Annotated in this window: 13 protein-coding genes; all 13 read right to left on the bottom strand. The window is 48.7% G+C overall.

The features are described 5' to 3' along the window. Positions 1-2: 2 nt before the first annotated feature. Positions 3-269, bottom strand: coding sequence for a hypothetical protein (locus IE094_RS02710; RefSeq protein ID WP_189639020.1), 267 nt, complete (start codon positions 267-269; stop codon positions 3-5). Then, positions 266-1,621 (bottom strand): DUF6638 family protein, encoded by a 1,356-nt coding sequence (locus IE094_RS02705; protein WP_189639019.1) that lies wholly within the window; start codon positions 1,619-1,621, stop codon positions 266-268. Before IE094_RS02705 ends, IE094_RS02710 begins: the two co-directional genes overlap by 4 nt. Positions 1,622-1,709: 88 nt before the next feature. Continuing rightward, entirely contained in the window at positions 1,710-3,656 is a 1,947-nt protein-coding gene (locus IE094_RS02700; RefSeq protein WP_189639018.1) for an ATP-binding protein, read from the bottom strand. A 17-nt stretch (positions 3,657-3,673) separates the two neighbouring features. Next, positions 3,674-4,795, bottom strand: coding sequence for a hypothetical protein (locus IE094_RS02695; RefSeq protein WP_189639017.1), 1,122 nt, complete (start codon positions 4,793-4,795; stop codon positions 3,674-3,676). A gap of 160 nt (positions 4,796-4,955) precedes the next feature. Then, positions 4,956-6,032: a coiled-coil domain-containing protein gene (locus IE094_RS02690; protein WP_189639016.1), complete on the bottom strand. Its 1,077-nt coding sequence runs from the start codon at positions 6,030-6,032 to the stop codon at positions 4,956-4,958. A gap of 179 nt (positions 6,033-6,211) precedes the next feature. Next, complete coding sequence (locus tag IE094_RS02685; protein WP_268247201.1) at positions 6,212-7,852, bottom strand: pilus assembly protein TadG-related protein; 1,641 nt, start codon at positions 7,850-7,852, stop codon at positions 6,212-6,214. Further along, complete coding sequence (locus tag IE094_RS02680; RefSeq protein WP_189639014.1) at positions 7,849-8,310, bottom strand: TadE/TadG family type IV pilus assembly protein; 462 nt, start codon at positions 8,308-8,310, stop codon at positions 7,849-7,851. The genes IE094_RS02685 and IE094_RS02680 overlap by 4 nt, the downstream gene beginning before the upstream one ends. A 586-nt stretch (positions 8,311-8,896) precedes the next feature. After that, complete coding sequence (locus tag IE094_RS02675) at positions 8,897-9,823, bottom strand: siroheme synthase (protein WP_268247209.1); 927 nt, start codon at positions 9,821-9,823, stop codon at positions 8,897-8,899. 23 nt (positions 9,824-9,846) lie between these two features. Beyond that, on the bottom strand, positions 9,847-10,836 hold the full coding sequence (locus IE094_RS02670; protein ID WP_189639012.1) for a glycosyl transferase family protein: 990 nt from the start codon (positions 10,834-10,836) through the stop codon (positions 9,847-9,849). Continuing rightward, complete coding sequence (locus IE094_RS02665; RefSeq protein ID WP_189639011.1) at positions 10,833-13,466, bottom strand: nitrate reductase; 2,634 nt, start codon at positions 13,464-13,466, stop codon at positions 10,833-10,835. Before IE094_RS02665 ends, IE094_RS02670 begins: the two co-directional genes overlap by 4 nt. Beyond that, positions 13,463-13,801 carry a nitrite reductase small subunit NirD gene (nirD, locus tag IE094_RS02660; protein ID WP_189639010.1) on the bottom strand — a complete coding sequence of 113 codons (339 nt, stop codon included), beginning with the start codon at positions 13,799-13,801 and terminating at the stop codon, positions 13,463-13,465. The genes IE094_RS02665 and nirD overlap by 4 nt, the downstream gene beginning before the upstream one ends. Continuing rightward, positions 13,798-16,242, bottom strand: coding sequence for a nitrite reductase large subunit NirB (gene nirB, locus IE094_RS02655; RefSeq protein WP_189639009.1), 2,445 nt, complete (start codon positions 16,240-16,242; stop codon positions 13,798-13,800). The genes nirD and nirB overlap by 4 nt, the downstream gene beginning before the upstream one ends. Further along, a complete protein-coding gene (locus tag IE094_RS02650) occupies positions 16,242-17,927 on the bottom strand; it encodes an ABC transporter ATP-binding protein (protein ID WP_189639008.1) in 1,686 nt (561 codons plus the stop codon). The genes nirB and IE094_RS02650 overlap by 1 nt, the downstream gene beginning before the upstream one ends. Positions 17,928-17,930: the final 3 nt, after the last annotated feature.

Genomic DNA, 17,930 nt, shown 5'->3' with positions numbered 1-17,930 from the left:
CCCTAAGCGTAGGCCGCCAAATAAATTAGGATTGCCATCAATACGAATGGCACCAAATAGACGCAAAAAATCAATTTTGGTTTCAACGATCTGCGATATTTGATCATGCCGTGTGCGATAAATTCATCCTCTGGTTGATCTTGCTTGATCGTTTTGTGTTGGTCTTTCAATTTTCTGCGCTGTTTGCGCGCATAATGCGCCGATAATATCAGGTAAACCACGCTCAAAATTGCGAAGATCAGAACAAAATTACGCACCCATATGATCATTTCATATTCCTTACTGCGCCCCATGGGCCGACACGGCGGATGATGGTTTCAATGTCATCTGCGTCTGCGTCATCTTCTTTCATTTCTGGCTCGTTGCCAAACAGCGCTTCGCGAGCACCTTCTTTATCCATTTGGTATTCGGCCTCTAAAAACTGCACGACATAGTTTTTCTTGGCGTCTGGCCAATTGCGATAGGCTGCGTAAAATAATTCCTTGTGACAGATAAATAGCGTACGAAAATCCATTGGGGTTAGCTGTGCCAACAACGCATTCACCAAATCTTTGTCGCCATGGTTTGTGGCGCGTAGGGTATAGAAAAACGCAGGATGATCTGATGTGATATGTGGCCATTTTCCACCCGCAGCAGACCAGCGGTATAAATCCATCAAGCCATCAAATTCAGCGGGCATTTCATCGCCATATTGTTGGATCAAACGGCGAATATCGCGCCGTGTAATATTCGAAATCGACGGCAATTTTTGCGCGAGCACGTTTATAACAATGAAATCGATTTTCTGAAGCAGCACCGCCGCCACATCCATCGATTTCGCATTCACAATGGGTTCGACCAATTCGTTTTGTGTCAAAAACTTTGCGACATCATTGCGATTATTGATATCAATCACATGATCAATTGGCAGATCGTCAAATTGATCGGATATTTGCGATGCGATCATTGTAGGGTTTTCCAGATCACGGAAAATGTAGACGCCGCCAAAATGTTGGGTGTGGTAATTGGTTTGCGCATATTCGCGCTGTTCCAGATTGATCGGATTGCGATTGATATCGCCCGCGATTTTTGCGGTTTCGATCATATCGGCAATCAACACATCATCCCACCAAGCATCCTGTTGCGTGTTGAATGTATCCAACATTTTTTGAAGTTTCTGCCCATCCGCCACATGGGATTGCACCGTGTCAGCCTCGACTTCAATATGTTGAATTTTTAATAAATCGCGTGGGTGGTCGACGTTGAATACTGAATTCATCAATTCTCCCGCCACGGCCTCGCGCGCGGTGAGCGCAAACAGTTGTTTTTCATTGGTGGTGATGAAATTGCGCAAAATGCTGCGCGAACTGGAAAATTGTGCATTTAACAAAGGCGCGGTTTTTTGATCCGTTGTCAGCAAGATAAACTGGCGGTTACAGCCGTTGGGGTTAAGATATAAAATATCCCCCAATTCATCACCAATTTCAGGGGAGTACCCCGATATATCAACATGAAATTCAGAAAGCTTGGTTTCTTTGCCTGTCAAATGTTTCAACGCACGGTTATATCGCGCGATTAATGCGGGGGATCGCACCTCCACCAGATTACCAAACATAAGTCCAGCTTTGACAAGACGCATCATGGAGTTGGGCCCACCGATTTATAGCACAGTGGGGCGGTAAACCCGTGCAAAACGCTTGTTTTATGACAAGGAAAATACTTCTGATTGTTCAACCTTTCCCCTCCAAATATCGCCGTTTGGCTTCTTCGTTGCGGCCAAAATCGCGGACCATATTTTCAATCGCAACCTCGTCAGATTTATCGGCGTAACGAAATTCTGAATCTGCATAGCGGTTGATTTCTTGGATCACCATTTCCACGGTGATGGGTTGGGCAAGCTCGCTGATCATGGATTTTTTGGTGTCGTAATCCTTCGTCAAGAACAGGCTTGTGTCCTCCATCCACTCATCAGGCAGCTCGAAATCCATGGCGCGGACTTTGACCGCATCCGTGATGTTTTTAATGGCACGCCCCGTGAACCGTTCATCGGCTTCTTGGATGCCCTTTAGGTATGTGCCCATTTTTGCAATCGTGTCCAATGCGCCGATCTCGTGGTTGATGCGATCAAATACATTCATCAAACCCTGTTCATGCGGACGTGCGTGGCTCTCGTATGATGCGGCCACGGCCTTTTGTATTTGTTGGGCTTCGAATAACGTGTGTTTGCCAACGGGAATATCGTGATTTTTTCCCATCAGCAGATGCAAAATATCAATATAATCTTCGCGGGTTTGGGGGCCATCCACCAAAAAACGTGCACCTGCGCGCTGGCGCAACGCATCATCGACATTTTCGGGATAGTTTGAAAACATCCCAAACGTACAATTGCCCCGCACCACGGTGTTGGCACCGGCAAAGCTTTCCATCAAAACGGCGGTGATTTCCAGTTGTCCCGCACTCGATTGGCGATCACCGCGTTTACCTGCCAGTTGATCGATATCGTCGATTGTGCCAAATCCAATGACCTTGGGGTCAATGACATTTTTGATAAATGCCTTCGCGTTTTGCGCTGATTTGCCTTGGTAACTGTCGATGCTATCGGTGGACAGGTTTTGATAGCGAAACGCATAGCCCGCATTCGCACAATAATCGTTGATCAAACCCGCCATCATTTGGATCAGCGTGGTTTTACCCGTACCGGGTTTACCATCGCCCATGAATGTGAAAATAAACCCACCCAGTTCGGCAAACGGGTTCAGCTTGCGATCAAAATCATATGCCATCAGCATTTTTGCCAGCTTCATCGATTGATATTTTGCGATGTGATTACCGACAACTTCGTTTGGTTTTTTAAACGTCATGGTCAGCTTGGTTGATTTCGCCGCAGTGGTGGGCGTGAACCCGTTCACCTCAAAATCATCGGCCTCAACACGGTAATTGACGTTGGAAAATGGCTCCAGACGCGGGGTATTGGCCGCACGTAACGCCACCTTTTCCATAAGTTTTTCACAAAACGCATGCACAACCTGTGCCAATTTTTCGGGGCTGTCAGCAAACAGCGCAATGTCTTGGTCCAATTCCCAAAGCGCACCTGATAATGCCAATTGTGGGTTATCGGTTAACACCTCTTCGACATCATTGATATCGACGGTGGTTTCGGGCGATTTAGGGGATGCAAGTGACACCAAATGCCCCGCCATATTCGCAAACACATGCAGCGAGATCAGCGAAGATGCTGCCAATAATTCGGAAAATTCCGCCTTTTTTGCAGCGGCCAAACGACCACCAAGGTTTTCTTTCATCAATGTGGTCAGCTCAGTTTGATCGCTATATTGATCGGATACTAACATCGCGGTGGCCAAGGCGCGGCGCAATCCAACGATAATTGATGCTTGTAATGGGCTGGTCAGCGGATCGTCATCATCTGTTGACAAAATACGCGCGGCAATATGAACGCCGTCTGGGCGCGCGGTGCTTTGCGTGACCAAACCCGGTGTGGTTGATCGAAATCGACGACGTGTGCCGATGCCGCTGGATTTTTCACGGGCAGGGGCCGGTGTGGTTTTTTTTGCCAAACGCGGGGTGTGGTCGAACCCATCCAGCAAACCTTCGCTTGCGCTGTATTTTTCGCGGATTAGGTCTTCTTTTAATTCCATCAAGTCAGATGCGTTCGACATGAAACCTCTCTTATATTTTAATAGCTTAGGACTTCGCCGTGTTTGCCCAACACATATTTTCGCGTGGTCTTCAAACTGGGCAGATTTTTTTCTTCCATCACTTGATATGCACGATGGGGCAGCAACAGTGATTGGTGATAATCGGTCAAACCTTGCATACCCAACCGATCCTTATCGACATCATAAATCTGGCGCTCTGCCGAACTGAAAAAACCTGTTTTTTCCTGCGTGGTTGATTGTGATTTCAGCGTTTCAACGCGCCATGATAACGCCCAATCCAATCCAGGTTCGCCGCTCGCCTCTGACAAAATATCGCGCAAGGGGCCGTGTTGTTCGGTGAATGCGTGGCTATACATTGGGCCGATGCGAAAACGGCGAAGACGCCGCGGGTGCAGATCATCAAAGTCATGATCAAATCCACGCGCAATCGTTAACAATGTCAGCTCTGATATGGATTGCGCCATCAGGTGGCTTTGTACGCGTGGCCATCGGCGTTCGTCGCGAGGCAGTGCCTTGCGCCCCGAATCCTCTAGCTCCATCAAATAAATCGCAGGCAGGTTTGTTTGGCTATCATAGGTTGCCCAATGCACCAAAAATCGCCGCCGCGCATCGTCTTGGTCAGAACCGATCCAAATCGCTTGTGGATCATTTTGTGACAGGAACAATTCGCCGCGTTGCAAATATTCGTAATAAATCCGTTGCGATAGGGCGTATTGTAATTTGGTTGGATGCTGTTTTTCACGCAAAATATGTGTGATCATTTGCTGTTTAAGGCGATCTTGTGTTGGTAGCGATTTCAGATGTGTCGGCGCTTGTAATGCGTCTGCCGCCATCTGAAGCAATTCTTGAAATATGGGAAAGCCGCTGTCGGATTTATCAATGCTTAACAATCGGTTGGAATGATCGCCAACGCGGTTCGCCATCAGAAATTTATACGAAAGTGCGGTGAATGTGTTTGATAGCGAAACAAGATAGGTTTCTAATATGTTTGCATCGGTTTCGCTGATTGATCCTTCGGATTGGGATACTTTTGATACTTGGATCATATGTTGAATGATCCGCTCAAATTTCGCGAAATAACGCCGTGTGGCGGAGGCGCCTTCCAGAACTTTGTGATCAAAAGTATAGTCTGTTTTCATCGTCGTTTGTTATTCTTTCATATTTTTCAAATGCTTAATTTGAATACCACCTTTGCAAAGATGAAGTATCAGAAACCAAAACCTGTGTTTTGTGATCAAAACCCGCGCGAATGGCGAGAAACGCGCGCATTTATCCAGACACAATCAATGGGGGCGTTGTTCACGCCCCGTATGCATTTTTGTCATGTTTTTCGACGATTTGTTCGAACCGACGGGCAAAGCGTTCATCGGATTTTGCTTTTTCTTCCAACACTTTGCGCGCGAAAACCATGTGGTCTTCGTGTTTTTCCATCATCTCGGCCATGCGTTGGTTGGTTGCAGAACCGATTGCCGCCATGGCGGATTGTGCCTCTTGGTCGGTTGCGACACCGATTTCATTGATTTGATGTGCAACGTCTTGTTGTTGCGCGGTTTTCAATGATTTGGTCAAGGCATCGTATAACACAACGCGCTGTTTGGTATCCGTTTGCAATTTATTGATCAAAACCATTTGCGTCGCTGCTTGGTTTTGCAAGCTATCGACCCAAGATTTACCTTTTTCGATATAACGTTCCAATGTCTGGCTTTCGGCAAGTTTTACTTGTTCTTGCTGTGCCAAGGCGTTGAATTCACCGTTAATTTTGGCCAGTTGCGTTTCCAATTTGGTGCGTTTGGCCGCATCGGTTTCAACGGAAATTTTGTTTTCCAATTCAATGATGGACGGATCCATCGCCAGTAGTTTTTGTTTGATCTCTTCCAATGCACCAACGGCCGCTTCGCGTTCGGAAAGTGTGGTCGTTAGGTTTGTTTCGACCCGCTCTTTATGCGTGTTCAAAACGTTCAACTGCCCTTCCAATAATTGTGTGATTGTGTCGGATTTTGAAATCAAATCTTGCAGCTTTTCATCGATTGATGCGGTACGCATGCGTTCTTGGCGTAGGCTTTCTGAGCGTTGTTTTGAAAATACACCAATGAATTTTTCCCAACCAGATTTGGTGCGCATCGCATCAAAATCCTGGCTAAACCCAGCGGTGACATCGTCCAATCCCATGATCAATTCGGCAATATTTGCGCTCATCGCTTCGGAATGGGAATGCACATCGTCCAATGTGGCGTTTTCGATGTCGATGGAAATATCTTGGCCGCTTTCTAACTTGTCGCGTGCCGTTTCAATCTTTGACGAGAGTTCGGCAATTTTTGCCTGAGACTCTTTAACTTGTTTCTGAGATTCAGCGATAGTTTGGGCAAAGTCCGTCATATAATTTCCTTTTGTGTATCCACAGATATTTAGTGCTTAACGCGCATTTTTCAATCTTTAACTCTCCAGTTACGGGTAACGATAAACACTTTTACAACGTAAATACACGCATTGAATCGCAATGAAATTAGCGGCTTGAACCATCACAAATCAGGTTTCGGATTGCGGGCGACGGCCATTTATCCAGCCAAACGCACGGAACAGTTTACGTCTAATACCTCTAAGTCGGCTTTCGCCACGCCCAAGCCCAAGAAATCTTCGAGCACCGCGTTCAAGAGTTCACCTTCGGCCGATACCGCATCGACGACATTCCCAACGGCGGTTGAAAGTGTGCCAGATACCGTTTCCAACAGCGGGCGAGCCAAACACCCGATCAGGCCTGCACAACTTGCAGCATCCACATCCACAGCATCGCGCACGCTTGTCAGCATAACGCTCGTTAAATCGCGAATGCTTTGATTAACATCCATCAATTCGCCGCTGCTTTGGGGGCCGAATGATTTCACAACACCAGCGTTAACTTCGTGATGGGTAAATTCGACGGTTTGTGTCGTTGTTTCAACCATCGATGATGTGCGCACCGGATCAACAATCGAGAGTATTGGTAAATCCAAAACCTCCACCTGTAGATCAAGATCAAGCAAGGTCGCCTCTACAGGGTCAAATACGGCGGCGCGCATTAATGGTGCACCGCTGCAATGTTCACCGTCTTTGGACAAAGTCGCAGTTGCATGGGCAAGGTTTGCTTCCAGTGACAGGTTGAAAATCCCCGCAATATTCAAATCGTTTACTTCCAATTTGATTTGCGCGGTTTCTGCAACCGCATTTGGATCACCAGGGCGCGCGCCGACGATCACTTTGCGTGGTTCTGTGACCGTCAGCTTCGCACCTACTCCTGCAAGGGGGCCAAGATCAATTTCAGTTTCCAAATTAACCACGTTCTCCCCCAAAACCTCTAATCCACCGAAAATCAAGTCAGCAGCGTTTAACTCAATTGGTGGAATGGGTGATCCCACCTTTGCGTTGCGTATTTTGTCGCTTACTTGAAGAATGTCGCCAAGGCGGATTGAGCCAAGCATGTCTGGAACAGCCGTGTCCAAAACCATTTCGAGCATGTCCGAGTAATTAATTTCCGCATCAAGGATGTCAGAATAGGTTGGGTTACCGGGGGTCAAAACAGACCCGCTGACGGCGATCTGATCCAACAGCTCGATCATGTCGATGCGCAGACCCGAGCCAGAACACAAAACGCCAATGTCCGCGCCCAACAATGGTTCCAGCATGCCACCAAGCAAATTCATTGAAAGCAAACAATTGGACAGGGCAAAGCTGACTTCTGGAAGGGTTTCCGCAACCGCGCGGCGCGATACCAGCGCTTTTTCCATACCCAACAGTTGGCTTAATATATGAAAATCTGCGTCGGATTCGACGTTCACCGCAACCGCGGACACATTCACGATTGTGTCTTGATCCAGATTTGGGGTGAATTGTTTGGTGGCATCATCAATATTACCAAAGACGATTTGATCGTCACGCAATGTATGTGCAACATAATAATCATTGACCCTTGCCGCTTCGCGGGCCGCGTCTCTGGTCGGGGCAACGCCCGTCAGATTTAAAATACTTGAAAGTGCGGAAAGATCGGCTTGTGACTGTACGTGTTTGCGTTGTGCATTAAGATTGGAAAAATCAAAACCGATACCGGCAACGACGAAGAATAACGGGATCATTAATACGGTTAATACCGAAATTGCCCCGCTTTCATCCGCAGCTCTTGGGGGAGTCCTGCGGATGAAAGTTTTAGGCGACCAACGTTTCATAACATCAGCACCGCTTGGCGTGTTACTGTTGTTTTTGACCAGCCCAAGTCACTTAGGAAGTTCATGAAAACCATGTTCTTCAAATCGTAAGTAACAGAAACCGTGCTAGAGCGCCCATCAGAGGCAAGCTGACAATTAATGTCGCTAATGTTTTCACCGTTCAGGAAAACCAATTGGCTTGCGATCATCGGCTGAACGTTTTGTTCAAGCTTCTCGCAAAGCTGTTCTTCGCTCGGTGTATCGTAAACATAAGTGAGTGATTGGCGCGTCATATCCGATGCAAGCTGTTGTACATCGCTGATCGTCGCGATCAAAAGGCTGGTTACGATCATACCCAAAATGAACAACAGAAATGACGGAAGGACGACAACGAATTCGACGGTTACGCCGCCGCTTTCACATCTATTGAATTTGTTGAATGCTTTTTTAACGCTCAGTTTTCTATTTACCATCGACATGCTCATTACCCCCTAAGTTGTGTTGATACCACAATCTATGAGTGTGTAATTTGTCATAAATAAGGATGGTTGACCTGCGACTTAGGTATTAGTGAAATTTTAAATAAAACTGTATTTTTGCAAGGTTACCCGCCAATTTCCAACTTATTGACATAGGTTCCAATATCCATTGATACTTTTCTGTCATGGCCAAATACTTTATTAACTTTCTGTTAACGAGTAAGGCGGAAATGTGGCACAGTTTGAGCGGTTTTTAGTCAACGAATCAAGGAATCGTAAAAAATTGTACTTTCGGACCTGTCTCTTTAGTCAGGTTAACCAAAGACGTCTCATTGCCAAATTTTCGCGTTGCTTAGATCATCGGGGGGTACCGAACGTCGTACTGGCGAAAACTTGCGTCCCCATACAGGTATTTTTTGTAAAATTCAACTAAAGGATGATTTTGTGACGTTTGGTAACTTTGCTTGATCGTGGTTACTAAATGCGATTAGTCGCTTTAGGGGCGAGTTATTGACCAGCTGGTAAAAGATTAATCCGCAAAAACACCAGATGTTACATCTTCTTCGTGTGAATTGGGTTTGCGGTGTCACGAACAACTTGAAACCAGCGATAGTGACGCTTTGGAGAGGGGGGTTGTTGAGATCACCACGATGTTTTTGCCATCGCGCAGCGCGGTTTGGATGGCCGCGGTATTTTCCGCCTCTGATCGATTTTGAAAAACTTGGCGTTCACGTAATGCATCACGTCTGGCAAGTTCCAAAATCGATTGGTGATCAGTTGTTTCATATATAATCAGGTCACTTGATTGCAGCGCACGCAGATCGCGCAACGATATTAAATCGGAATCCTTGGTGCCAGCGGCAATGAAATGAAGCGATCCGCGAATGGTGGTATCGGGTTGGGGATCTGTGATCGCTGATTTGATCATTGAAAAGCTTTGGCGTTCATTCCCGGCATCAAACGCGATACGCGGCGATGCGTTAAACACCCAGTTCCAAAAACGACGATGGTGTTTGATTGGAATGTTGTTTGCCACATCTGCACGCATCCGACCCGCAAATTCCACCAGCCGCCCCAACGTGGGTTCCAGCATAATTTCGATTTTGCTTTTGATTTGGCGCCCCAAAATCGGCGCACAGCCTTCGGTGCCAATCGCGATCACCAATGGATCACGATCCACGATTGATGGCGTCATCGCCACGCACAGGGCAGGCATGTCGACCACGTTAATAATGGTATTCGCACGTTTCGCCATTTTCGCATGCCTGGCACCTTGCGTTGGGCATTCGGTTGCAGAAAACACCAATATGGCGCTTTGCATCAATTCCACACTGACAGTTTCATCCAAGTGTTTGACGCGCCCTTGTTGCACCACTGTTTGAATTTCACTGCAAATCTTATCTGCGACAATGCAAATTTCAGCCTCTGTTTTCAGAATAAGCCTCATTTTTTGCGCCGCTTGTTCGCCGCCCCCGATGATTAAAACTCGACGGTCGGTCATTTTCAGAAACATCGGAAAGTTTTTCATCTTGGCTCCTAAGCACTGGCGCGATTTTGCTGGCGATCGGCCCATAATGCCGCGGCCCAATTGGATGCATCATCCAAGGTCAGCATGGGATCACATGTTTTCAACGCCAATGTCGTGGTGGATAAAACGATCTGTTTTGCAAATTCATTTTCAATCGAACCCTGCCAGAGCGCGGCCGTTTCATCGCCATCACCAGATGCGGCAGACAGGCGTTGATGTTCATCCATGCTGGCGGGCAGGGTGATTTGATCTTCGTGATCTTGGTTGCACATGAATACTTGCGTGTCTTTGCAGGGATTACATTCAAACTCACCACCCCCACCTTTGATGACTGTCATGTTTTTCTGGTCGAGCAATGCAGCGGATGCCTGTTGTAAACCACGATAGCTTGGATGAAAAACCCCCTGAACCGTGGCGGGGGCAATGCACGGGTTTAACGCACGAAGCGCTGTGTTGATCGCAGAGCGTAATCCCAACACCTCGCACAGGCGTAATAAATCAAGGGCGGATTGATCAATATCGCCCAGCGGGCAGTACGTGATCCCATGTGTTGTCAGTGCGGTTTTGGTTTTGTCTGGGCTGTCGCTGATTGGGATATTTAGGTTATTCACCGCATTCACAACCGATGCCACTGGATTTTGGTGTGAATTCCAGCCATGCAAAACCACAGAATACCCCGCCCGTGCCACAAGTTTAGCCGACAACAGGAACCACGGGTTCCCGCGCGTACGCCCCGCGGCATAGCTTGGCCAATCCAAATCAACATTCACATCTTGCCACGGCAACAACCGCATGCGCATCGCATCTACAAAGCCTGCGATTTCATCGGGCGTTTCTCCGCGATACCGCATGAGCATTAATAATGCGCCAACGGCCTCGGGTGCGGCGCGGCCTGATAATATTTCGCACATCGCATCAGTGGATTCCGCGCGTGTTAAATTACGCCCCTTGGATGGGCCGCGCCCCATGGCATAAACATATTTGGATAGATTGCTCATTCTGCTGCAATCTTTGGTGCATGGCGATGAATGATCGCGGCTAGTTCTGGTCGGCATGAACCACAATTAGTTCCCGCCAATACAGCATCACCAATTTGCGCGATGCTGATTGCCTTGCCAGATTGAACAAGTGTGGCCAATTTATTCGCGCCCACATTGAAACAAGTGCAAACGATTGCGCCTTGATCGGGTTGATCTGCACCACCGATCCCCGCCAACAGATTGTGATCTGCGCCCGTGTTCATGGCATTCACCACAAACGTGCGTGACAGGGCAACGGGTTCGTTGGCCGCAAATATTGTCGCAACAACACGACCATCACGCATGAATGCGGCACGATACTGGCCCGTGTTTTTATCCTCGTAAACCACGGGCTCTTCGTCTGACAGGCCAAGTTCGGACTTGGCAAATGTGATAAAATCAAGTGGCGCACCTTTGGCCGCCAATTCCACACGCCAGCCCGATTTTGTTTGCGCCTTGGCCCAATAGGGGGTGGTTGGATGGGGTTCATCAGCGCTCACCGCAAAGGCATACCAATGCGCGGCGTAAGGGGATATTTTCACAGCGGCACGTTTTAGTTCTGGTTGCCCTGAATGCGGATCGCACAGCGATGGCACCAATGTATCAATACGCGCCCTAGATGCCCAAAGGCTTGTCCAGTGAAGTGGCGCGAAGATCTGACCACGCTGAACCCGATCAGTGATTAACGCACGTAAAATGACGCTACCGTGGGGGCTTTCTGTCATGACCAAACTTGCGGGTTTAATATTCAGCGCCCTGGCGTCATCTGGATGAATTTCGGCGTAGGGTTCCCCCATATGAGTACTTAACGTCGGTGATTTTGCACTGCGCGTCATGGTGTGCCAATGATCGCGCACACGTCCAGTGTTTAGTGTGAATGGATATTCAATACTTGTCACACTTGCATTTGATTGTGGCGCCACCGCCAGCATGTTTGCACGTGCATCAGAAGTATAAAAACCACCATTTGCAAAAAAACGTGTGTCGGATTGATCTGATTTGATCGGCCATTGAATGGGCTCCATCGCGTCATATTCAACATCATTGATCATAGCGTATGACGTTAAATCCAAATCCTTGCCTGCATCACGGGATAGTTTTGTCATCGCCGCCCATTCGGAAAAAATATCAGATGGAGTTTTAAACGCAAATGCGTTGCCCCATCCCATTTTGGCGGCAACGTCACAGATAATTTGCCAATCGTGTTTGGTGTCTGCGGGCGCGGGTAGGAAACCACGTTGGCGTGAAATGCGGCGTTCCGAATTCGTGACCGTCCCATCCTTTTCGCCCCAACCCGTCGCGGGCAGCAGTACATCGGCCAATACTGTGGTGTCGGTTTTTGCGATAATGTCCGATACTGCAACGAAATCCACATTTTTGATCGCGGCGGCCACATCATTGGCACGCGGCATGCTTACGGCGGGATTGGTGCATATAATCCAGAGCGCCTTGATCTGACCGCTTGCGCAGCCGTCAAACAAATCAACCGCCTTTAACCCTGCTTGTGTGGGCAGGGTGGGTGCATTCCAAAAATCCGCAACAATTTCGCGATGATTTTCGTTTTCAATATCCAGATGTGCCGCGAGCATATTGGACAATCCGCCAACCTCGCGCCCGCCCATGGCGTTGGGTTGACCGGTAATTGAAAACGGCCCCATGCCGATGCGCCCGATGCGCCCCGTGGCAAGATGGCAGTTGATGATGGCGTTCACCTTGTCCGAACCATCGCGGGCTTGGTTCACGCCTTGGGAATAAATCGTGACAACACGTTTGTTTTCAATCCAAGCTGAATAAAAAGCGGTAAGTTCATCGCCGCTTAACCCCGTTAGGTTCATAAGCTGATCTAGCGATGTTTCACGTGCGGTGGATATTGCCGCATCAAACCCGTTCACATGTTGATCGATGTAATCTTGATCAATCGCACCCGCATCCACAATTGCATTCAACAATCCATTGAATAGCGCAACATCACCCCCCGATTTTATCCCCAGATGCATATCCGCCAAATCAGAAGTTGCTGTGCGACGTGGATCGATGTTGATGATTTGTGTGCCGCGCGTTTCCTTGGCCGCCAAAATGCGCTGATGCAAAACAGGGTGGCACCACGCAAGGTTTGATCCAACCAACACGATTAAATCGGCATTTTCCAAATCTTCATAAGTGCACGGAACCGTATCCGTGCCAAATGCGCGTTTGTGCCCGACCACGGATGATGCCATGCACAGGCGTGAATTGGTGTCGATATTGGCAGACCCGATGAAACCTTTCATCAGTTTGTTCGCGACATAATAATCCTCGGTCAATAATTGGCCAGATACGTAAAACGCCACGCTATCGGGGCCGTGTTCGCGAATGGCCGTTTGGAATTTTTCCGCCATCAGGGATGTTGCGCTGTCCCAATCGGATTGCACGCCGTTAATCATGGGATGTAACAGACGATCTTCGGTACTGAGCGTTTCACCAAGGTTTGTACCCTTGGCACAGAGGCGGCCATAATTTGCAGGGTGGTTGGGATCACCTTTGATATCAACACTGCCATCGGGCTGTGGCGTGGCGATCACCCCACAGCCAACACCGCAATATGCGCAAGTGGTGCGAACCCCTGTCATTCAGCGGCCTCTGCACGCGCGATTGCATCGCGGTTGATCAAGATGCGTCCGTTGTCCAGTTTGATATCATAAGTGCGCACCGATCCTTCGTCCGCACCCTTGGCCATGCCAGTATTCAGATCAAACACCCAATTATGAAGCGGGCAGGTGATGCTTTCGTCATGTTGGATACCATTTGATAATGGCCCACCTTTGTGGGGGCATTTATCATCCAGCGCATAAACCTTGTCCGTGGCGGTGCGAAATACGGCGATACAGCCGTGCATGGTTTTCACAAGGCGGGCTGCGCGAATTGGAATGTCAGTGATGGCGCCAATGTCGATGTAATTGCTCATTCTGCTGCTACCTTTGTGAAATCGGCAAGGGGGCTGTATTCATGTGCATCCACACCTTTGCTTGCGCGTTCGGCCCATGGATCAACGCGGTAAAATTGCTGGCTGTATTCAAATCGATCCGACAATGCCTTGCGGTTTTCCAAATCTTCAACACATTGCTCTTTGATCCAATCAAGCCCGACCTTTGCGATCCATTTGTATGGACGGTGCAAATATTGCGCACCTTCGCGATACAGCTGATAAAACGCTTGGGTCAGTTCAATCGCCTCTTCTTCGGTTGGAACCTGTGCGAGCAATTCAGTTTCCAACAGATCAAGCCCCGCCGCACCACCAACCAGCACCTGATATCCGCTATCAACACAGATAATGCCCAGATCCTTGCACGTGCTTTCGGCGCAATTACGTGGGCAACCTGATACGGCCAGTTTGAATTTTGCGGGCGACCAAGCGCCCCACATGGCCTTTTCGATTTTGATACCTAACCCCGTGCTGTCTTGGGTGCCAAAGCGACAATGGGTTTTCCCGACACAGGTTTTCACCGTACGCAACCCTTTGGCATAGGCTTGACCAGACACCATTCCTGCGGAATTCAGATCGTACCAAATTGCGGGCAAGTATTCCTTTTCAACACCCAGCAAATCAATGCGTTGCCCACCTGTGACCTTGACGGTTGGTACATTGTATTTATCCGCCGCATCGGCAATCGCGCGCAATTCATCAGGGGTGGTGATGCCACCCCACATGCGCGGCACTACGGAATATGTGCCGTCCTTTTGGATATTGGCGTGGACCCGTTCATTGATAAATCGGCTTTGCCCATCGTCCATATATTCACCGGGCCAAGCGCAAACCATGTAATAATTTAACGCAGGGCGACAGGTGGCGCACCCACATGATGTGTTCCATTGCAATTCTTGCATTGCGGCGGGGATTGTTTTCAAACCCTTTGCCACGATTAATTTTCGCACATCATCATGGGACAGATCGGTGCATTTGCACACAGTTTCGCGTTCAAGCAGCACAAATTCATCGCCTAGCGACATTTGCAAAACCTGCCCAACCAATCCCGAACAAGTGCCACAGGATGCGGATGCCTTGGTATTGGCCTTGATCGCATCCAATGTGTTTGATCCCGCATCAATCGCGGCCATGATGTCGCCTTTACTTACGCCGTTACAACCGCAGATTTCAGCATCAAGCGGCAAGGCTGCAACGGCTGCCAACGGGTCCGCATCGGCCCCGCTTGCAAAGTTTGGGCCAAAGATCAGGGTATCGCGAATGTCGGAAATATCTTCGCCCGATTTGATTTTTTGCAAAAACCACGCGCCATCGGCGGTGTCACCATACATAACCGCGCCAATGATTTTGTTGTCTTGCAAGATCAAACGTTTGTAAACGCCGCGCACCGCATCGCGAAATACGATTTCTTCGCGATCATCCCCATCCAAAAAATCCCCAGCCGAAAACAGATCACATCCTGTGACCTTTAATTTTGTGGAAATTTCAACTGGGGTGAATGCGGCGGGTTCACCGAGCAAGGTTTTTGCCAATACTTTTGCCTGATCATAAAGGGGTGCGACCAAACCATAAAGCTGGTCATTATGTTCCAGACATTCGCCAACACAATATATATCAGGTTCGGATGTTTCCATCGCGTCATTGACGACGATACCACGTTCCACGCGCAATCCGGCATCATTGGCAAGGCGTGTTTCAGGGCGGATACCCGCGGCCATCACCACGATATCGGCGGGATAAACTGTGCCATCTTCCAGCAATACCGCCTCTACTTCTTCTTCGCCCAAGATTGCTTTGGTGAAACCCTCGGTGTGAACGGTGATACCTTTTTCTTCGAGCGATTTTTTCAACAAATAACCCGCGGCGGGGTCAAGCTGGCGATCCATCAAATGCCCTGCGATATGCAACACGGTGACATTCATGCCTTGTTCTTTCAGACCTGCCGCGGCTTCCAACCCCAACAGCCCACCACCGATCACAACCGCATTGGCATTTGGTTTGCGCGATGCAGATAGCATGCTGTTAACATCGTCCAAATCGCGATAGGCCATGACACCATCCAAATCCTTGCCCGCGACGGGAATGATGAACGGTGCAGAACCAGTTGCGATGACCAGCTTGTCATATGAAATCGTATGTGATTTTGATGAAACGATTTTTGCAGCCTTATCAATTAATGTCACCGCTTCGCCGAATATGGTGGTGACGTTGTTTTCAGTGTACCAATCGTCAGAATGGGTGATGATATCTTCATATGTTTTTTCACCAGACAGAACAGGTGACAACATAATGCGGTTATAATTGCCCCGTGGTTCGGCGTTAAATAATGTGATGTCATAGGCATTTGGGTCAGCGTCGATCAAACATTCGATCAAACGGCCCGATGCCATGCCAGCGCCGATAATAACCAGTTTCTGTGACATTATGCTGCCTCCTCTTTCGATTTGGTTGGGGTTTCGTCCACAGGATCGCCGTGTTCGTAATCCTCTAGAAATTGCAAAACCTCGGCGCGGTATTTGTAATAATCGGGGTGTTCCAACAATGCCTTGCGGGTGCGTGGGCGGGGCAGATCAACGCGCATCAATTTGCCCACCTTGGCCTGCGGGCCGTTGGTCATCATGCAAACGCGATCGGATAATAAAACCGCCTCGTCAACATCATGGGTGACACAGATTGCTGTGACCTTGGTTTTGGCCCAAACATCCATCAACACATCTTGTAATTCCCAACGTGTTAGGCTGTCCAACATGCCAAAAGGTTCGTCCAACAACAACAATTTGGGGGATAATGCGAATGCACGCGCGATCCCAACACGTTGCTGCATTCCGTTGGACATATCTGCGGCGGGTTTGTCCATGCTATCGGCCAAACCAACGCGTTCAAGATAATATTCAACCACCTCTTGGCGTTCAACTTGTGTCGCTTTTGGGTAAACCTTGTCGACACCGATGGCGACGTTTTCTTTGGCAGATAACCACGGGAACAGGCTGGGTGATTGAAACACCACGGCGCGTTCAGGGTCCGCGCCTTCGACGTGTTTACCGTCCAGAATGATACCACCCTTTGAAATCGGGTTTAATCCCGCCGCCATGGTCAGCGCGGTTGATTTACCGCATCCCGAATGGCCAATGATGGATACAAATTCGCCCTTGTGCAGGGTCATGTCGAAATCTTCGACAACCGTTAATGGCCCCTTTGGTGTTGGGTAAACCTTGTGCACCTTGGAAAATTGCAGATAGCGTTCGTCGTGAAAGCTTTCTGATTTTCCGGCTTCGCGCAAGGCGCTGGGCGCAAGGTGATGAATTGCGGTCACATCGGGCAGGGTGCGGTTTTGTTCGGCGGCGGCCTCAAACCCCACATCCATCAGATATTTCGTCACTTCAAGGCGCAGCTCGATGAATTTGGGATCGTCATTCATTTTTGTGCGATCACGCGGGCGCGGGATGTTCACCGTGAAATCAGGGCCAAAACTTGCGTTTGGACCTGGGTTCAGTGGGATAATCCGATCCGCGAGCAAAATGGCCTCGTCGACATCATTAGTGATTAACACGATGGTCTTTTTCTCAATCTGGCTAATCTCTTCGATCTCGTCTTGCAGATTTGCACGGGTTAACGCATCAAGCGCGGACAGGGGTTCATCCAACAACAATACATTGGGCTGCATCGCCAATGCGCGTGCCACAGAAACTCGTTGACGCATCCCGCCCGATAATTCGGATGGGCGCCGATCCGTTGCGTGGGACAGACCAACCATATCAACGTATTTTTGCACCATCGCGGCGCGCTCGGCTTTGGGCTTTTTCTTATGAACAGAATCCACTGCCAAGGCGACATTGCCCGCCACCGTTAACCATGGCATCAAAGAATAGCTTTGAAAGACCAGCCCACGTTCGGGGCTGGGTTCGGTGATTGGCATATTCTTGTATAATGCCTGACCGCCATCGGGCGTTTCCAACCCTGTTAGAATATTCATCAAGGTTGATTTCCCCGATCCTGAAAACCCAAGGATCGCAACAAATTCACCCTCTTTGATGTTCAGATTGATATCCGACAGGATATGAGAATCTCCGTAAGATTTTGATACGTTTTTCAGCGATAAAATATCCATATC

The organism is Paramylibacter ulvae, from assembly GCF_014652655.1.
GTDB classification, from domain to species: Bacteria; Pseudomonadota; Alphaproteobacteria; order Rhodobacterales; family Rhodobacteraceae; genus Amylibacter; species Amylibacter ulvae.
This window is presented reverse-complemented; position numbering and strand designations above follow the sequence as displayed.

What these genes read in the sequence shown, in the direction of transcription:
- IE094_RS02710 (WP_189639020.1), bottom strand. Translation starts at nt 269, where the DNA reads ATGATCATATGGGTGCGTAATTTTGTTCTGATCTTCGCAATTTTGAGC.
- IE094_RS02705 (WP_189639019.1), bottom strand. Translation starts at nt 1,621, where the DNA reads ATGATGCGTCTTGTCAAAGCTGGACTTATGTTTGGTAATCTGGTGGAG.
- IE094_RS02700 (WP_189639018.1), bottom strand. Translation starts at nt 3,656, where the DNA reads ATGTCGAACGCATCTGACTTGATGGAATTAAAAGAAGACCTAATCCGC.
- IE094_RS02695 (WP_189639017.1), bottom strand. Translation starts at nt 4,795, where the DNA reads ATGAAAACAGACTATACTTTTGATCACAAAGTTCTGGAAGGCGCCTCC.
- IE094_RS02690 (WP_189639016.1), bottom strand. Translation starts at nt 6,032, where the DNA reads ATGACGGACTTTGCCCAAACTATCGCTGAATCTCAGAAACAAGTTAAA.
- IE094_RS02685 (WP_268247201.1), bottom strand. Translation starts at nt 7,852, where the DNA reads ATGAAACGTTGGTCGCCTAAAACTTTCATCCGCAGGACTCCCCCAAGA.
- IE094_RS02680 (WP_189639014.1), bottom strand. Translation starts at nt 8,310, where the DNA reads ATGTCGATGGTAAATAGAAAACTGAGCGTTAAAAAAGCATTCAACAAA.
- IE094_RS02675 (WP_268247209.1), bottom strand. Translation starts at nt 9,823, where the DNA reads ATGTTTCTGAAAATGACCGACCGTCGAGTTTTAATCATCGGGGGCGGC.
- IE094_RS02670 (WP_189639012.1), bottom strand. Translation starts at nt 10,836, where the DNA reads ATGAGCAATCTATCCAAATATGTTTATGCCATGGGGCGCGGCCCATCC.
- IE094_RS02665 (WP_189639011.1), bottom strand. Translation starts at nt 13,466, where the DNA reads ATGACAGGGGTTCGCACCACTTGCGCATATTGCGGTGTTGGCTGTGGG.
- nirD (WP_189639010.1), bottom strand. Translation starts at nt 13,801, where the DNA reads ATGAGCAATTACATCGACATTGGCGCCATCACTGACATTCCAATTCGC.
- nirB (WP_189639009.1), bottom strand. Translation starts at nt 16,242, where the DNA reads ATGTCACAGAAACTGGTTATTATCGGCGCTGGCATGGCATCGGGCCGT.
- IE094_RS02650 (WP_189639008.1), bottom strand. Translation starts at nt 17,927, where the DNA reads ATGGATATTTTATCGCTGAAAAACGTATCAAAATCTTACGGAGATTCT.